The sequence below is a fragment of the Parapedobacter tibetensis genome (assembly GCF_024704835.1).
GTDB classification, from domain to species: domain Bacteria; phylum Bacteroidota; class Bacteroidia; order Sphingobacteriales; family Sphingobacteriaceae; genus Parapedobacter; species Parapedobacter tibetensis.
On record NZ_JAMXBE010000006.1, the window covers coordinates 323330 to 339507 of the forward strand.

Annotated in this window: 15 protein-coding genes; 7 read left to right on the top strand and 8 right to left on the bottom strand. The window is 46.9% G+C overall.

The annotated features are described in order from the left end of the window. Positions 1–27 precede the first annotated feature (27 nt). Both NF543_RS12825 and NF543_RS12830 read right to left on the bottom strand, forming a co-directional pair. Complete coding sequence (locus NF543_RS12825; protein ID WP_257668532.1) at positions 28–2436, bottom strand: ABC transporter permease; 2409 nt, start codon at positions 2434–2436, stop codon at positions 28–30. A gap of 123 nt (positions 2437–2559) precedes the next feature. After that, positions 2560–2703: a hypothetical protein gene (locus tag NF543_RS12830; RefSeq protein ID WP_257668533.1), complete on the bottom strand. Its 144-nt coding sequence runs from the start codon at positions 2701–2703 to the stop codon at positions 2560–2562. Positions 2704–3093: 390 nt separating this feature from the next. On the opposite strand from NF543_RS12830, the gene NF543_RS12835 reads away from it, so the two are divergent. Continuing rightward, positions 3094–3987 carry a collagen-like domain-containing protein gene (locus NF543_RS12835; protein WP_257668534.1) on the top strand — a complete coding sequence of 298 codons (894 nt, stop codon included), beginning with the start codon at positions 3094–3096 and terminating at the stop codon, positions 3985–3987. A gap of 30 nt (positions 3988–4017) precedes the next feature. On the opposite strand, the gene NF543_RS12840 is transcribed toward NF543_RS12835, so the two are convergent. After that, a complete protein-coding gene (locus tag NF543_RS12840; RefSeq protein ID WP_257668535.1) occupies positions 4018–4242 on the bottom strand; it encodes a hypothetical protein in 225 nt (74 codons plus the stop codon). Between the two features lie 106 nt (positions 4243–4348). Further along, on the bottom strand, positions 4349–5098 hold the full coding sequence (locus NF543_RS12845; protein ID WP_257668536.1) for a TrmH family RNA methyltransferase: 750 nt from the start codon (positions 5096–5098) through the stop codon (positions 4349–4351). A 44-nt stretch (positions 5099–5142) separates the two neighbouring features. On the opposite strand from NF543_RS12845, the gene tamL reads away from it, so the two are divergent. Beyond that, a complete protein-coding gene (tamL, locus tag NF543_RS12850; RefSeq protein ID WP_257668537.1) occupies positions 5143–7452 on the top strand; it encodes a translocation and assembly module lipoprotein TamL in 2310 nt (769 codons plus the stop codon). 18 nt (positions 7453–7470) lie between these two features. On the opposite strand, the gene NF543_RS12855 is transcribed toward tamL, so the two are convergent. After that, entirely contained in the window at positions 7471–8004 is a 534-nt protein-coding gene (locus NF543_RS12855; RefSeq protein WP_257668538.1) for a hypothetical protein, read from the bottom strand. A 181-nt stretch (positions 8005–8185) separates the two neighbouring features. On the opposite strand from NF543_RS12855, the gene NF543_RS12860 reads away from it, so the two are divergent. From NF543_RS12860 to NF543_RS12870, 3 genes are all read left to right on the top strand, one after another. Beyond that, positions 8186–9670: a gluconokinase gene (locus NF543_RS12860; protein ID WP_257668539.1), complete on the top strand. Its 1485-nt coding sequence runs from the start codon at positions 8186–8188 to the stop codon at positions 9668–9670. 29 nt (positions 9671–9699) lie between these two features. After that, positions 9700–11016, top strand: coding sequence for a gluconate:H+ symporter (locus NF543_RS12865; protein ID WP_257668540.1), 1317 nt, complete (start codon positions 9700–9702; stop codon positions 11014–11016). A gap of 75 nt (positions 11017–11091) precedes the next feature. Further along, positions 11092–11310, top strand: a complete 219-nt coding sequence (locus tag NF543_RS12870; RefSeq protein WP_257668541.1) for a hypothetical protein — start codon at positions 11092–11094, stop codon at positions 11308–11310. Between the two features lie 110 nt (positions 11311–11420). On the opposite strand, the gene NF543_RS12875 is transcribed toward NF543_RS12870, so the two are convergent. The 3 genes from NF543_RS12875 to NF543_RS12885 form a co-directional block, all read right to left on the bottom strand. Next, positions 11421–11849 (bottom strand): CBS domain-containing protein, encoded by a 429-nt coding sequence (locus NF543_RS12875; RefSeq protein ID WP_257668542.1) that lies wholly within the window; start codon positions 11847–11849, stop codon positions 11421–11423. Positions 11850–11947: 98 nt separating this feature from the next. Next, positions 11948–12370: a hypothetical protein gene (locus NF543_RS12880; RefSeq protein WP_257668543.1), complete on the bottom strand. Its 423-nt coding sequence runs from the start codon at positions 12368–12370 to the stop codon at positions 11948–11950. 157 nt (positions 12371–12527) lie between these two features. Continuing rightward, complete coding sequence (locus NF543_RS12885; RefSeq protein WP_257668544.1) at positions 12528–13151, bottom strand: SprT-like domain-containing protein; 624 nt, start codon at positions 13149–13151, stop codon at positions 12528–12530. 377 nt (positions 13152–13528) lie between these two features. On the opposite strand from NF543_RS12885, the gene porD reads away from it, so the two are divergent. Both porD and recN read left to right on the top strand, forming a co-directional pair. Next, positions 13529–14428, top strand: coding sequence for a type IX secretion system protein PorD (gene porD, locus NF543_RS12890; RefSeq protein ID WP_444511711.1), 900 nt, complete (start codon positions 13529–13531; stop codon positions 14426–14428). 73 nt (positions 14429–14501) lie between these two features. Further along, complete coding sequence (gene recN, locus NF543_RS12895) at positions 14502–16169, top strand: DNA repair protein RecN (protein WP_257668546.1); 1668 nt, start codon at positions 14502–14504, stop codon at positions 16167–16169. Positions 16170–16178 lie beyond the last annotated feature (9 nt).

Genomic DNA, 16178 nt, shown 5'->3' on the forward strand with positions numbered 1-16178 from the left:
ACGCTAAGGACAAAATGACGGTGGATACTACTCATCCCTCAGTGAGTCGACCGGATTCGCCACAGCCGCCTTGATCGCCTGGAAGCTCACCGTCAGCAATGCAATCATCAATGCGGTCAGTCCCGCCATGGCAAACACCCACCATTCGATGGCTATCCGATAGGCAAAATCTTCCAACCATTTATTAACAGCCCACCACGCAAGTGGGGCAGCGATGAGGATAGCCACTAAAACAAGTTTTATGAAATCTTTTGAAAGCAATTGTACAATTCCCGCTACCGAAGCACCCAACACCTTGCGGATACCAATTTCCTTCACGCGTTGTTCGGCCGTAAAGGATGCCAAGCCAAATAGGCCTAGGCAGGAGATAACGATGGATAGGAAAGTCAAAATGCCGACAATTTCGCTCACCGTACTATCCGCACGGTAGAGTTCGGCGAAATGGTCATCCAAAAACTGGTAAGAGAAATCACTTTCTGGAACAAGCCTATTCCAGGTCGATTGGATGAAGGCAATGGCTTCCTCGGCTTTTTCACCATTGATTTTTACGGATAATTCGGAATACCCCCAATCACTGAAGTTGAACAAACAGAGGGTTTCGATTTTGTGGTGGAGCGAATTGAAATTGAAATCCTTGGCTATGCCGATGATCGTGCTCGCCGAGTCCATGCCACTAAACCCAAACCTCGAACCGATTAACGATTCCACGGTGCTCTGTGGGGTATCTTTCATCAATTCTTTCGCCAGCGATTCGTTGATGATGTACGCTTGGCCGTTTTCGGTTTCATTGTCTGGAGAAAAATTCCGACCAGCCACCAAAGGGATATGATAGACTTCCAAGAAATCAGGGTCGACCACCAGTTGGGAAGATGCCAACTTGCGTTCAGGCCCGTCACCTTTGAAAGTAATACCGGATTGATGCAGGTTATTGCCCAGCCTTTGCTGTGAAGCGGTAACACCAGAAATGAGCGCGCTGGATGCGAGCTCCTGTTTCAACGCCCTATACCTCGGATTGGACTTGCTGTCTAAGGGTATGGTCACCACCTGTTCCCGGCTGAAGCCCGGGTCTTTCTTTTGCATATAGTTCAACTGCTTTGCCGCAAACAGGGCCGCAATGATAAGAAACACCGCGCTGGCAAACTGCCCCACGACCAATGCATTCCTGAAGACAGACCGCCGTCTGCCGGATTCGGGTGACCCTTTCAATACCTTGGTGGGCTGGAAACTTGATAAATAGGCAGCAGGATACAAGCCTGACAATACACCCACTATAACGGTGCCTATGAGTAATAACACCAGCAGTCCCGGATCGGTAAACAAGGGAAAGCTAATCTGGCGCTGGCTCAGCTGATTGACATAGGGAAGCAACAGGGTGACAAAACCGATAGCCAGTACCAGTGCGATGGCGCAAAGCAGCACAGATTCTCCGATAAATTGAAGATAGAGTTGCGACCGCTTGGCACCGGCGGTTTTACGCACCCCGATTTCCTTTGCCCGCGAAGCGGACCGCGCGGATGAGAGGTTCACGAAATTGATGGCCGCAATGACGAGGACGATGAGGGCTATCAGGGAAAAAACAGCAGTATAATTACCATCAAATTTATGATGGTTGAGGTAATCGTGGGTGATGTTTGCGGAATGGGCATGAACTTGCTTGAGCGGCTGCAAGAACAACTCATATCCTTTTGCCCGTTCTTCTCCCATGTTCGCTTTTAGGTAAGGGGGAAACTTTTTTTCCAATGCTGCAATATTCGCTCCCTCGGCCAATTCCAAGTAAGTGGTCAGCCAATTTCCTCCCCAGTTTTCCATATTCTGCGGACCGGTAATGGTGTTGAATGAAAGCAGCCCTTCAAATTGCAGATGGGAATTGTCAGGCGTATTCTCCAGGATACCCGTCACGGTAAAAAGCGTGGTGTCTTGTCCATAATGCGTCACCGTTTTGCCCATCGCATCTTCTTCCCCAAAAAGGTTATAAGCACCTTTTTCTGTTAGCACCACGCTATTGGGTTTTTGCAAGGCGGTGATGCGGTCGCCCTTAATGAGATTGAAATCGAAAAGTTGGAAAAATGTCGAATCCACCCAGAGAGAGGTTGCCAAGGTTGTTTTTGTGTCCTTGTATTGCAAGTGGTATTTTCCGCCAACGCGGACGCGGGTGAAGTTGGTGACTTCGGGAAACTCATCCTGCAATGTAGGCCCCATGGGGAACATGGAAAGCGCTACGTTTTGTGGAACGACCAACCCTTCCCATTTCTGCACCTCGTTGAGCCGGTAAATGTTTTTGGTATGGAAACCATCAAAACTCCGCTCATACGAGACAAATAACATGATGACGATGCAAACCGCCATGCCGATGGCTAGTCCGGTGATGTTAATGAAGGAGTAGAATTTGCTCTTCCACAGGTTCCTCCAGGCGATTTTAAAGTAGTTCTTTATCATAGTTTTTTGCTGTTCGCTTTTCGTTTAATCGCTGTTTGCTCTCCCCGCTTCGGCCTTCCGGCTCCCTCTTTATTCGCTTATTTGCAAGTTTGTGCATCCGCGAAGAGCGAATCGACACTGTAATCACTCATCCCTTAAACTATCCACCGGATTGGTCATTGCGGCCCTCATCGATCGATAGCCCACCGTGAATGCGGCAAGGATAAATGTAATCCCGATGAGGTATTGGTTTCTAGCAATGACCAATATGGTATTTTGGAACAGCAATCACGCCAAATTTTTAATGTGCTTAAAATCAGTAGTTTATTATGGTGTTATGAATATTGAGTGTTCGATTTCGAACACTTACTGTTCAGATGCGAACAGTTATATCCATTATGTTTGCTAAGTCAATATAGGTAACCGTACGTTGAAAGGGGGCAACGGAACAGTGCGTAAAAATAACGAGGAACTTACACTTATGTTTGGATACGTCCAAAAAGGATAACATATAAAGAAATTTGCAGGTTCCATATGGTTTTTTAAGATCAAACTTAGCGACCGCCAAAAGCGGCCACGACGTGAACAGGTCTCATTGATGCCTCAAAGAAAAAGTATGATATCCCGTATTGATTGTACCTCGAAAAGATTTAATTACTTATCATACTGAAAATGAAAATGTCAAAATACGCAAAACTGATTGTTGCATACCTGTTTCTCGTTTTAGGGTTCACAGCCTGCAAAAAAGGAGACGCGGGCCCCCTAGGACCCCAAGGCGAACAAGGAGAGCGGGGAGAACGTGGCGAGCGCGGCATAGCCGGCGCCGATGGTTCAACCATTTACAATGGTACCGCTGCGCCCGCTTCTACCCTTGGTAAAGAAGGCGACTACTACCTAAACAGAAGTACCAGCCAATTATACGGCCCTAAAACGGGATCGGGATGGGGCACGCCCATAAACTTGCGAGGGCAACAAGGGGCTACGGGGGCACAGGGAGCGGCCGGAGCCAACGGAAGCAAGATACTCAGCGGTACCAGTACGCCTTCGACGGGTGTAGGGGTGGCGGGCGACTATTACCTCAACCGTACCACCTACCAATTGTACGGCCCCAAAACGGCAGCGGGATGGGGTACGCCCATCAGTTTGCAAGGAGCCACTGGTCCACAAGGGCCTGCTGGCCCGCAGGGCCCGACCGGGACGGCCAACGTGATTTATTCACCGTGGACAGCACTTACTTTCTCATCAATACCAGTAGGATACCACAGGTTTTGGTCTGTGCCTGGCATAACAGCAGCCAATGTAAACAGCATCATGGTAATGGTTTACTGGAAATCGCCATCGGGCTACGTTAACCCATTACCGTATGAAACTACTACCGGTGAAAGGATACATTTTTCCATTTCAACATCCTATAGCCTCTACCTAGTTTCCGAACTTAATTTGGTTGTTACGGGCTATAATGAATTCCGGTATGTAATCATCCCAGGAGGCATTTCAGCAACAGCAAACCTAAGTACGGCGGATCTTATGCACTATGATCGGGTGGCAGCAGCGCTGGGCTTGCCCAATTAAAAGGCCACCTCGATGGATCGTGTTGGTATGCTATTGATTATTTCGCCTTATGGGTTTCTTCATGTCGGGTACGCCCTCGGCGTTTGCTGTAGGGATAAATTTCCTAAGACTGTCCAGTATAGTCGAATACTGGCCGTTACTTGCCAGGTTATCCCATTCATTAGCATCCGTGAAATGATCATATAACTCTTCAGCTCCATCCGCATAGTGGATATACCGCCACCGTGCTGTCCGTATCGCGTAATTTCCCTTCATATAGGTCATCAATATTATATTTCGAAAATATTTCCTCTGTGGGGCTTCCTGAGGTGGGTCGCCCATACGAGCATATGGCGGGGCTTGCTTGATGTTTGTAGACGGTTTATACCGATTGCCTCCTGGCCAATTCCGCGCAGAAAAGTGCCGCCGAAACCGCCACGTTGAGGGATTCAGCCTGGCCTATCCGTGGGATGGTGATGGGGTGCTGGATATGGGCCAACAAGGCTGTACTGATGCCATTGCCCTCATTACCCAATATAACCAGACCCTCCGGGCCAAAATCTGTCTCATAGATGGGCGCACCATCAAGAACGGCACCGAATACAGGAACGGGAATGTTTATAATCAGCGCCAAAAGATCCATGTATTGTACTTGCATCCGGGCAAGCGAACCCATGCTAGCCTGCACCACTTTGGGATTGTAGGCATCCACCGAGCCCAATGAACAGACGATGCTTTTGAATCCGAACCATTCCGCTGTACGGATGATGGTACCCAAATTACCGGGGTCCTGTACATCATCCAATACCAAATGGAAGCTATTTAGCAATGAATCATTCGTGAGTGGCGGGATGGTGGGTATGCGTACCAAGGCCAATACCCCTTGTGGTGTTTTCAAGGAACTGATACGTTTCAGGTCTTGTTCACTAATTTCCTCCGATTTTATATTTTGAGGTATTTTATCCAATTTTGCAGCCGCTTGGGAGGTGTAAAAAATATGTTGTACAATATAATTCGAATGGATGAATTCCGTTACGGATTTAGTACCTTCTACGGCAAACAACCCATGTTCCTTACGGAATTTTTTATGTTGAAGCGAGGTGATGGTACGGATTTGTGATTTTGAAAGCATTGTCAATGATTAAACGGAATTGTGTTTTTGCTTATGCAAGTATAATGCTTTTGCTGGTATTATTCACATCATGTCGCTCTACCGGATTATTGGAAGAAGGACAGGCATTAGTGACCAAAACAAAAATAGAAGGGATCGATCCCAAATTTGAGGAGCAAGCCGATGCTTATATCCCACTTGATATCCGCCCGAATTCGCGCATCAATTTGTTTATTTATAACCTTGCAAACGCGAGGAATGGACGCTACCGGACTGTGGATATTCGCAATGTGGGCGAGCCCCCACATATCTTGGATAGTGCCTTGGTGGATTTTTCCACACAACAGATTAATCGTTATTTGGCGTCCAAGGGATATTTTAATGCCGAGGTAACTAACCAGATTATCTTGAAAGGAAAGCGGGCTCATCTTTACTTTCATGCCGTACCGGGCGAACCGTTTACATTACGCCATGTGGATATGGATATTGCCGATCCGCGGTTGGCAAGGCTGTATGATGAACAAAAGGATGGTTTCAGCAAGATTAAGCCGGGAGTACGCTATGATGCGGATTCGCTGGTGGCCGAACGTGAGCATATTTATCACCTCATGCGGCAACATGGATACTACGACTATTTAAGACAGTATATGCGGGTGGATGTAGATTCAAGTCTACATAGCAACCAGGCAGACCTCAGACTTGTTGTGGATAATCCCGAAGGAAAAGCGGCGCATACCAAGTTTACCATTGATAGCAGTTTTGTGGTCATCCGGCATGATCGGGCTGGCCTTAACCAACCTGAGCCGAAGGAAACCGAATTGCCAGGAAACCTTTATTTTGAGGATCGCACCGGCCGCTTCTTGTCGCCCGCCATCGCACGCTATCTTTTCCACCGTCACGGCGATCGCTATAACGTGGACATGGAAAACCTGACCTACGACCGGTTGTATGAGTTAAATGGCTTCCGAAGTGTGAAAATATCCTATAGCAAACCGGATTCCAATACACTCAATGCTCATTATGAGCTAATCCCGCGGCCCTATATGGGCAACCAAATCGAAGGGGAATACACCTTCAATGCGGGGATGAGTGGTTTCAACATCGGAAATACCTTTACCCATCGTAATCTCTTTGGTGGTATGGAGCAACTGGAGATAAAGCTCCGCTATGGCGTATTATTCGATTCGCGGTTGCCGGGTAATTTATTCAATCGGGTATTCAACAATGATTTCCAAGTTGGGGTCAACGTCACGGTTCCACGTTTGATTACGCCTTTCCGAGTGTCGCATACCGGTAAAAATGGACTGCCGCGTACCATCTTCTCTACCAATATACAGGCATTTGACCAATACCGCACCTATTCCAATCGCTATTTTAGCAATATGGTTTCATACAATTGGTTTGATACGCGTTATAAACAGCATAATCTAACGCCATTGGTACTGGAGTACCGTTATGGGCAATTGAATAGTGAGTTTGCGCAACGGTTGATCGATCAAGGGTTTTTATTATATGTACGCAGCAACAACAGGGCTTATTTCGGATTGGGGTCCCAGTATGCCTATACCGTGAATGCCCTTAGGTTAACCCGGTTGGAGGATTTCCTATATTTCAGGGGGGCATTGGATTTGAGTGGCAACCTGTTGGGTTTGGCCAGTGAGGTGATTAATTTCAAGCAAAACGAAGACGGTGAAAAGGAAGTGCTGGGTGTACCTTATTTGCAATATGCTAAGGCCGAAACGGACTTGCGGTATTACAAGTATTTTGGGGGCGATCGGCAATTGGTCCTTCGACTCAATCCCGGAGTGGCGATACCCTATGGCAACAATTCCAGCTTGCTGATTTTCGAAAAGAGTTTTTTTGGTGGCGGGATGAACGGCATCAGGGCCTGGCAGGCCCGTACATTGGGCCCCGGCAACTATAACCGGGAAGTGCTAGATCCTGATTTAAGGCTCAATTTTCGCAACCTCGACCAGCTTGGGGAAATTAAACTGGAAGGCAATGCGGAATACCGGTTTAAGGTCATGAATGATCTCCTTGGGGCAAAACTGAAAGGTGCCGCTTTTGCCGATTTTGGCAACATCTGGCGAATCAGGGAAAACGCATTGAATCCGGGAGGCGAATTCCGGTTTGATAAGTTCCTAGGGCAGATAGCCATAGGCGCTGGAGCAGGTCTACGGTTCGATTTGGATTATTTCGTTATCCGGTTTGATGCCGGTATCAAGATTCGCGACCCGCAATTCTCCGGAGCAAAGCAATGGGTTATTTCAGAATTGTTCAATAGCCGGGCATTCAAAGCACAGTATCGCGTGACCAATGCGCCTGACCGTTATAATTTTGTGCAATATAATTTCGGTATCGGGATGCCTTTTTAAGTCATTGTCTGCGTTCCATCATAAAAAGTCCTTGATGCCATGCACAATGGTCTCAAAAATATTCTCCAAATCCAACCCCTTGCTGTAATTGAAAATAAACAATCCAACCAAAGCCAATATAGCCAATATCATGAGTCTTTTGAAGAAATAAGCCACCAATAAGATAACAGCCGGAATGAGGATAAGGTAATACCAATTGATAGCAATGGGATTGAGCCCCTTATCGTTTTTCAGTACGTAATACAGTCTACCATGCGAACCACCTTGATTGCGATGCTTGATGAATACAAAAGCTGAAGTTTCAATGGCGTTGGGCGTGACGGCCACCCCTTCATTGAATTTGAGCTCCTGCTTGAATCCGTTGATGACAAACTGGTAGGTGCCCGAAATGGTTTCTATTGGATTTTCATCTGCATCCGTGGCGATGATGGCCAATTTCCCGTTTTTTATGAGGTTTTCCTTAATGATGAAATGGTTGATGCCGCTGTCATGTTGTGCATGGATTAACATAGGGAAGGCCAAGAAGGCCAGTAAGTAAAGGACTTTTCGCATGCGTTTAGTTTTTATTCAATGCAATGTTAAGGAAAAACTATAAAACAACGTAATCGTTTTTCCCTACGGTCGGCATTAGGGAATATTATACAGCATTATTGCCATAGATTCCTATATTTGTGAATATTAACGTAAGTTTTACTCCATGGTGATACTTCCAAATTATAACTAATTCACGTTAATGGATTATATTATAGGCGTAGACATCGGTACCTCCAGCACAAAAGCAATCGCATTTAGTATAGCTGGCGGAATTATCGGTGAATACCGGGTAGGTTACTCCCTCCTAAATCCTCAGCCCGGCTACGTTGAACAAGATCCCGAAGTCCTGTTTGCGGCCGTCATCCAATCCATCTCCCATGTTGTCCAGGTCGTTATGAAGACGTACGGTGATGGCCAATTACTCGGTGTAGGTTTTAGTAGTGCCATGCATGGGTTAATTGCCATGGATGGCCAACATCAGCCACTGACCAACTGCATCACCTGGGCGGATACACGAAGCGAATCTTTTGCTACTAAGCTCAAAAGTACACCCGAGGGGCTTACTATTTATTCGAGGACAGGAACCCCCATCCACCCCATGTCGCCACTATGCAAATTGGGTTGGATGCGTGAACACCAACCAGCTATTTTTGCCGCAGCACAAAAATTCATATCCATCAAGGAATATGTTTTTCTCAAGTTATTTGGACGCTATGTGGTGGATGAATCCATCGCATCAGCCACGGGTCTCTTTGATATTCATGAACTGAGTTGGCATATTCCGGCATTGGAATTGGTGGGTATTTCACCATCCCATCTTTCCGAACCAGCACCCATCACCTATACCCTCGCTGGAATGGACGAAACGTTTGCCAATGATATGCATATACCACGAGATACACCTATCGTCATCGGGGGCAGCGATGGATGCCTGGCCAACTTGGGGGGCGGTGCCACACATCCTGGAGATGCGGCCGTGACCATTGGCACGAGTGGTGCCATACGAACAATGTCTGATTTACCCCAAACTGATCATAAAGCTCGTACATTTAGCTATGTGCTTACCCATGAGCTATTTGTACTTGGCGGGGCAGTCAATAGTGGCGGGGTAGTGTTGCAATGGTATCGAGAAAACTTCGGCCCGATAGCGACACCGGAAGAAGAAGCCTACCGCATGCTTATCGATGAAGCCGCGTCTGTTCCGGCAGGGGCAGCGGGGTTGGTTTTTTTGCCATACCTTGCTGGGGAGCGTGCCCCACATTGGAATGCCGAAGCCAAGGGCATGTTTTTTGGTGTGCAGTTGCATCACCGCAAGGCCCATTTTACACGAGCAGTGATTGAAGGCATTGTATATGGAATCTATAGTGTGGGAAAAGCGTTGGAAGAACTTGCGGGACCCATTAAGACCATACATGCCAATGGAGGTTTTGCCCGTTCATCCGTGTGGGTGCAGGTATTGGCCGATGTGTTCAACAAGCGTGTGCTTGTACATGAAAGTGTAGAAAGTGCTGCCAAGGGCGCATACTTGGTTGTGCTGAAGGCATTGGGTAAGATAAGCGGCTTTGGAGATGTGGAGACGTCGGTTATGGAAGTCTTTGAGCCCAATCCGGCAGCCCATCAGGTATATATGGAAAATTTCGGGCTGTTTGAGAGATTGTATGACAAGATCAAGGATGAATTTTAATCAATCATACTATTAAACCAATTTAGATTATGCCTATCGTTATTGTTGCATGCGGTGTGTTGTTGTTGTTGCTACTGGTGGTAGTACTTAAGCTCAATTCCTTTTTTTCATTGATCATCGTTTCCTTAGTAGTAGGTGTTGCCCAGGGCATGCCGGTTTCCGACGTGGTCGATTCCATTGAAAAAGGAATGGGAAGTACGCTTGGCTTTCTTTCCTTGATTTTGGGTTTTGGAGCTATGCTTGGCAAGCTGATTGCCGATGGGGGTGGGGTACACCGCATATCCGTGAGCTTGATAGACGCTTTCGGACGGCGGAATGTGCAATGGGCCATGGTTTTGACCGGTTTTGTTGTGGGTATCCCCATGTTTTACAGCGTGGGGTTTGTCATCCTGGTGCCTTTCGTTTTCGCGATTGCGGCAAGGACGGGGTTGCCGCTTATTTATGTAGGACTGCCCATGCTGGCATCGTTGTCGGTCACCCATGGTTACCTCCCCCCGCATCCCGGGCCTTCGGCTATTGTCACTTTATATAAAGCGGATATGGGACTCACGCTCATTTACGGAATGATTGTGGCCATTCCCGCCATTATATTGGGGGGTGTGTTTTTTTCGCGGACATTGAAAGGCATCAAGCCCAATCCTCCGGTGCATTTTTTGGATGTGGAGATGCCCAAGGATGAGGAAATCCCAGGGTTCTGGATCAGCCTGTTTACCGGGCTTCTGCCCGTCCTGCTCATTGCGCTAGCCTCGGCCCTGTCGTTCGTACTGCCGCCGGATTCCTTAGCCATAGCGATCGTGTCCTTCATCGGCAATCCCATCATTGCATTGCTGTTTTCGGTATTGGTAGCCATATATACCATGGGGATTGCACGGGGCAAAACGATGAAGGCCGTTATGGGCAATTTGGAAGAAGCCGTGCGTAACATTGCGATGATCCTGTTTATCATCGGCGGTGCAGGGGCGTTTAAGGAAGTGTTGGTTGACAGTGGGGTAGGGCAATACATTTCCGGTTGGGCCACAGGGTTGACCTTCTCGCCATTGATTCTAGTGTGGGGCATTGCGGCAGCCATACGGGTATCCCTAGGTTCGGCCACCGTGGCTGGGCTCACCACTGCAGGGATAGCGTTGCCATTCATTGCCTCCACCAATACCAGCCCCGAGCTGATGGTACTGGCTACCGGTGCCGGCACGCTGATGTTTTCCCATGTGAATGACCCCGGATTTTGGATGTTCAAGGAATATTTTGGGCTGAATATACGGGATACAATCCTATCGTGGTCGCTCATGGAGACCATCGTATCCATTGTAGGTTTGCTGGGGGTATTGGCGCTGGATATATACATTTGATACTGGGGTGATTTTGTAGGAAATGCTTTCAAAACCATGAAATATTTGTACTTTTGACGGCAAAGAATTATTGACATGGCAACTACGTTAGAAAAAAGACCCTCAAAGAAAACAGATAACAACGCTAATCAGACCAGCCACTATGTTACACTAACCACCGCGGTGGCGATTGGTCTTGCGGGTACATTTGTACGATTCATCCAGGATTCTTTCCTTTTTTCCACTATATCCAATATTTTATTGGCCATTGGTTGGTTCATTGTATTCCGTGTAGTTTTCAAGATTATGAAGTAAGGAGGATTTTACGAAATAATACGATAAAGCGCTCAACTTCTATGTAGTTGGGCAACAAGGGCCACCGTATATCGTGAATTAACGGCTTCCAACTTCGGTCTATCAGCTCCCTAACTATTAATGTAACTCTCCAGCTGGCTGATGGTCTGCTGTTGGTCCTCGATGATGTGTTTCACGAGGTCGCCGATGGACAGCATGCCGATGACCGTACCGTTTTCCACCACGGGTAGGTGCCTGAAGTGATTGGTTGTCATCAATTGCATGCAATGGTCGATGGCCTCATCCGGTGTGATGGTTCTTGGGGTTTTCGTCATGGCCTCGCTGATGGAGGTCTCTTTGGATGACTTCCCCTGTAAGATGATTTTACGGGCATAATCCCTTTCGGTAAAGATGCCCAGTAGGCCACCGTTTTCAATGACCAACAAGGCGCTGATATTTTTTTCCATCATGATTTTCAAGGCTTCCAATACAGAAACATCTTGAGCCACGGAATAAACGATTGCAGGTTTGCTTTTGAGGATGTGCTTAACGGTCTTCATAAGCCGAAAAATTTAGTGATAACTGGTTTTTTATAAATATCACGATAAAGATAACTTTTTTCGGATAAATAAAGAAATCACGCACCACCATTACCATTTTAGTTAGGCCAAACATTCCAGGGGATACGGGATAACATGAGCACCAAACCAATTAGGTAAAAAACCCATACACTAGCATTTTGCTTTTTGGGAGTGGGCAACCGCTTAGCTCTTGAATAGCCTACGGTGATGAGTATGATGGCCACCAACATGATGAGTGGATGTTCAAGGAAATAAAGACGTGCAATGCCGATTTTCATGGCTTCACCCGACGCTCCTTTGATGCCCAATGGCGAAATGAAATAGATGATAAGCCCCACCACTAATTGAATATGTGCGCATATTAGCCCTAAAAGAGCCATTTTTCGGTTATATGGTTTGTTGCGCAGGTAGGCAAACAGCGCATAAAGGATAGAGATAATCAAGCCAGCCAACAGCACGTAGGCTAGCATGGAGTGGAGGTGTTTGATTCCGGTGTACATAGTTGTATTTAGTTAGTGAAGTGTAATTATGGGGTTGAATCTATTCATTCGGATTAAAATGTGCGCTAAAATTACGGAATAAAAGTTAAATAATAGCGGTCGGCATGTTTATCCCTTCCGTCCACGTCGCTCCTGTCTTCCGGCAAGTTAGCTATGTTCAATCAGTCTTCAAATCAACAGGAGAGACCTCCGCTACCGGGCTGAACAAGTACACCCGCTGTGTCTTTATTTCTATGCAGCGGTAACGTTTCCTGATTTTTTCCTTTTTCTGAAAAACCTTACCGTTTTTAAGGGAAAACACGGTGTTTTCGGGTAACTGTTCGACGGTATGGGTATTATCCACTTTACTGTCATATCGTTTCAACACCCGGAAGAGCTGCAAATCCGAACAGCTGGAAGCCGCAGGGTTATCCATGTACTTGATTAAGGCCATCTGGATATCTTCAGGGAAGATCGCCGACTGAATAAAAGGCTGCATGAGTTGTCTGAAGCTGGCCTTCCATTCCTGTCCATGTGGTTTCACTCGGTTTTTGTGGACATTCCATGTTTTCAAGTGGGCAAATTCATGTACGGTGGTAATTAAGAATGCATATGGATTGAGGTTGTTGTTCACGGATATGCGATGCCCATAGCCAGCATACGGAGGGCGGTAATCGCCAAATTTGGACGTGCGGCTTCGGCTTATCCGAAACGTGCATGGACTATCGTTGATCCATTGCGAGATGATCGGAGCAGCTGAAGCTGGTATATATTTGCTGAGCTGTGCGTTGTAGTCTTGCATGGATGCAAACTTAAAACAATGGCGTAAGTATTCATAATCTTATGTTGTTGATGATAAAAAATGCATAAATTAGACCTTCATTTATTCCTAATATCCCTACTAATTTACCCTAGTAAAAATAATCACCATAGCACAGGATGCAATTCAAATTGTCGCTTATCGTCATTGCGAACCCGAGCGGGGTGCAGGAGCGATGGAGTGAAGCAATCTAACTTGACGAAGATTGCTTCGGCTCACGCAACCCTACCCAGCCTCGCAAAGACGTCAAAGTTGATCGTATCCGATGCGACAATTTGAATTGAACCCCATAGCATAATCCGATGAGTTTTTTTAATTCATTATCCCTATCTTTGGACATGATTCATCCATTGGGCATATTGGCAAAACAAGTATTTTTGGTGTTGCTTTTTGTGTGCGCTACCTGCACCATCATGGCGCAAGACCTGAATGCAAGGGTGCAGATCCTTTCTCCGCAGGTACAAAACACCAACAAAAGGGCGTTGGAAGTATTGGAGAAAGCGATCTCCGATTTCCTCAACAACCGTACATGGAGCGCAAACCAAATCCAACCACAGGAACGTGTCGATTGCAGCTTCGTCATCACCATCAATGCATGGGATGGCTCCTCCAATTTCACGGCGCAAGCACAGATTGTTTCCACACGGCCGGTGTTCAACACATCCTATAACAGCCCGGTGCTGAGCATAGCCGACAATAATTTCAACTTCAGCTATACCGAAGGACAATTGATGGATTATTCAGACCAGCAATACATGAACAACCTTACTTCTTTGCTGGCCTATTATGCCTATATTATTGCAGGCTTGGATGCCGATACATTCAGTCCCAATAGCGGCACACCGTTTTATACCGCTGCTCAGAATATTGTGAACAACGCACAAAATACTGGCTTCAATGGCTGGCGTTCGATGGAAGGAACGAACAACCGCTTCTGGTTGGCCAATAATTTGCTCGACCGCAGGTACCAGCCTATTCGTGATTTTCTATATAGCTTCTACCTCAAAGGATTGGACACGATGTCTGAGCAAGCTCAGGTTGCTAGGAAAACTATTCTGGACTTGCTGCCCTTGTTGCAAAAAGTAGATCGATTGGCTCAAGGAGCCGTATTCAACCAAGTTTTTTTTACCGCAAAATCTGACGAGCTTATCGGTATATTCAGCGGAATGGGCCCTCAGGAGCGCGTACAGGCTTACAACATATTGGCCGAAGTAGACCCAGCCAATTCAAATAAATATGAAGCGCTGCGGGGAAGATGACTTGATGATTTGCTCACAACTAAAGACTAAGTACTAAAGACTAACTACTAAAGACTAACGACCAACACCAACTATGCTTAGCCGCTTATTCATCCAAAATTATGCATTGATTGATTCCCTTGATATCCATTTTGACAGCGGGCTGAATATCCTTACTGGGGAGACCGGTGCTGGAAAATCCATCATCATGGGTGGGCTTTCGCTAATTTTAGGGCAACGTGTGGAAAGCAGGTATTTTTTTAGTCAAGATCGAAAGTGTATTATTGAAGGGTATTTTGATGTATCCGATTATCAATTGGAGAAGTTCTTCGAGGAGCAAGACCTGGATTACGAACAAGAAACCATTATGCGCCGTGAAATCAGTGCGGATGGTAAATCCCGGGCGTTTGTAAATGACACGCCCGTAACCCTCAACGTATTAAAGGCACTCGCAGAGAAGCTGATCGATATCCATTCCCAACACGCGACACTCCAACTGAATACGGAATCCTTTCAACTGCTCACCTTGGATAGTGTTGCCCAAAACGGGGAACTACGGCAGCGGTATACGACGAAGTTCCATGCGTATAAGACTACACTTGCGCGCCTAAATGCACTGAAAGATGCTGCGCAACAGGCAAATTCGGAAGCGGACTACCACCAATTCCTATATAATGAGCTGGCTGCGGCTAATCTTGAAGCGGATGAACAAGAACGGTTGGAGGAGGAACAAGGCCAATTGGAGCATGCCGAGGAAATCAAGCGTGGCCTGCTTGGCGCGGTATATGCATTGCAGGACCAAGAGATAAATGCGGTCACGTTGCTCAAAGAAGCCGTGCAGCAGGTGCAACAGGCCGAACATTACATGCCATCCCTTGCCGAACAGCTGAAAAGGCTGCAAAGTAGCTTTATCGAGTTGAAGGATCTTGCGGAAGAGATCAGCCGAGCAGAACAGGGGGTGGTGTTGGATGAAGGGCGTTTGGCAGCGGTCAACGAACGACTCAGCCTGCTCTACGCCCTACAGCAAAAGCATCACGTGGAAAACGTGGAGGCGCTGATTGCGTTGCGTGAGGAATTGCAGGAGAAACTCGAAATGTTATCGTCCGATGAGGCGGAGATTGGCCGATTGGAAATCGAAGTTGAACAGCTGAAGACCGAAACACTTGGACTGGCGGCCGAACTTAGTGAAAGCAGGCGTTTGACCATCCCAACCATACAGACCGCGGTGGGCGAGGTATTGCATGAAGTGGGGATGCCCCATAGCCAACTACATATCGTGCTCAGTCCCCTTGACGGTGCTGCAATACGGGATAGTGGGCAAGATAAGGTGGAATTTCTGTTCACAGCCAATAAAGGACAGGAACCACAGCCAATAGGCAAAGTGGCATCGGGTGGTGAGCTTTCACGGCTAATGCTGGCAATCAAATCATTGGTTGCCAAAACATCGGCACTGCCAACGATTATTTTCGACGAGATCGACACGGGGATATCCGGAGAAGTGGCTTTACGGGTAGGGGAGATTATGGAGCGATTGGCGGACCACATGCAGGTCATCGCCATCACCCACTTGCCGCAGATTGCCGCTAAAGGGAATGCCCATTTCAAGGTCTATAAAACTGAAGCAGCCGATAAGACAGCTACCAATATTCAGCAATTGGAGCAACATGAACGCATATTGGAAATTGCGCAGCTATTGAGTGGAGACAATCCCGGTGAAGCGGCGGTACAGCATGCTGCGGGGTTGCTGGAGCGTAAGTCATAAATTTTTTCT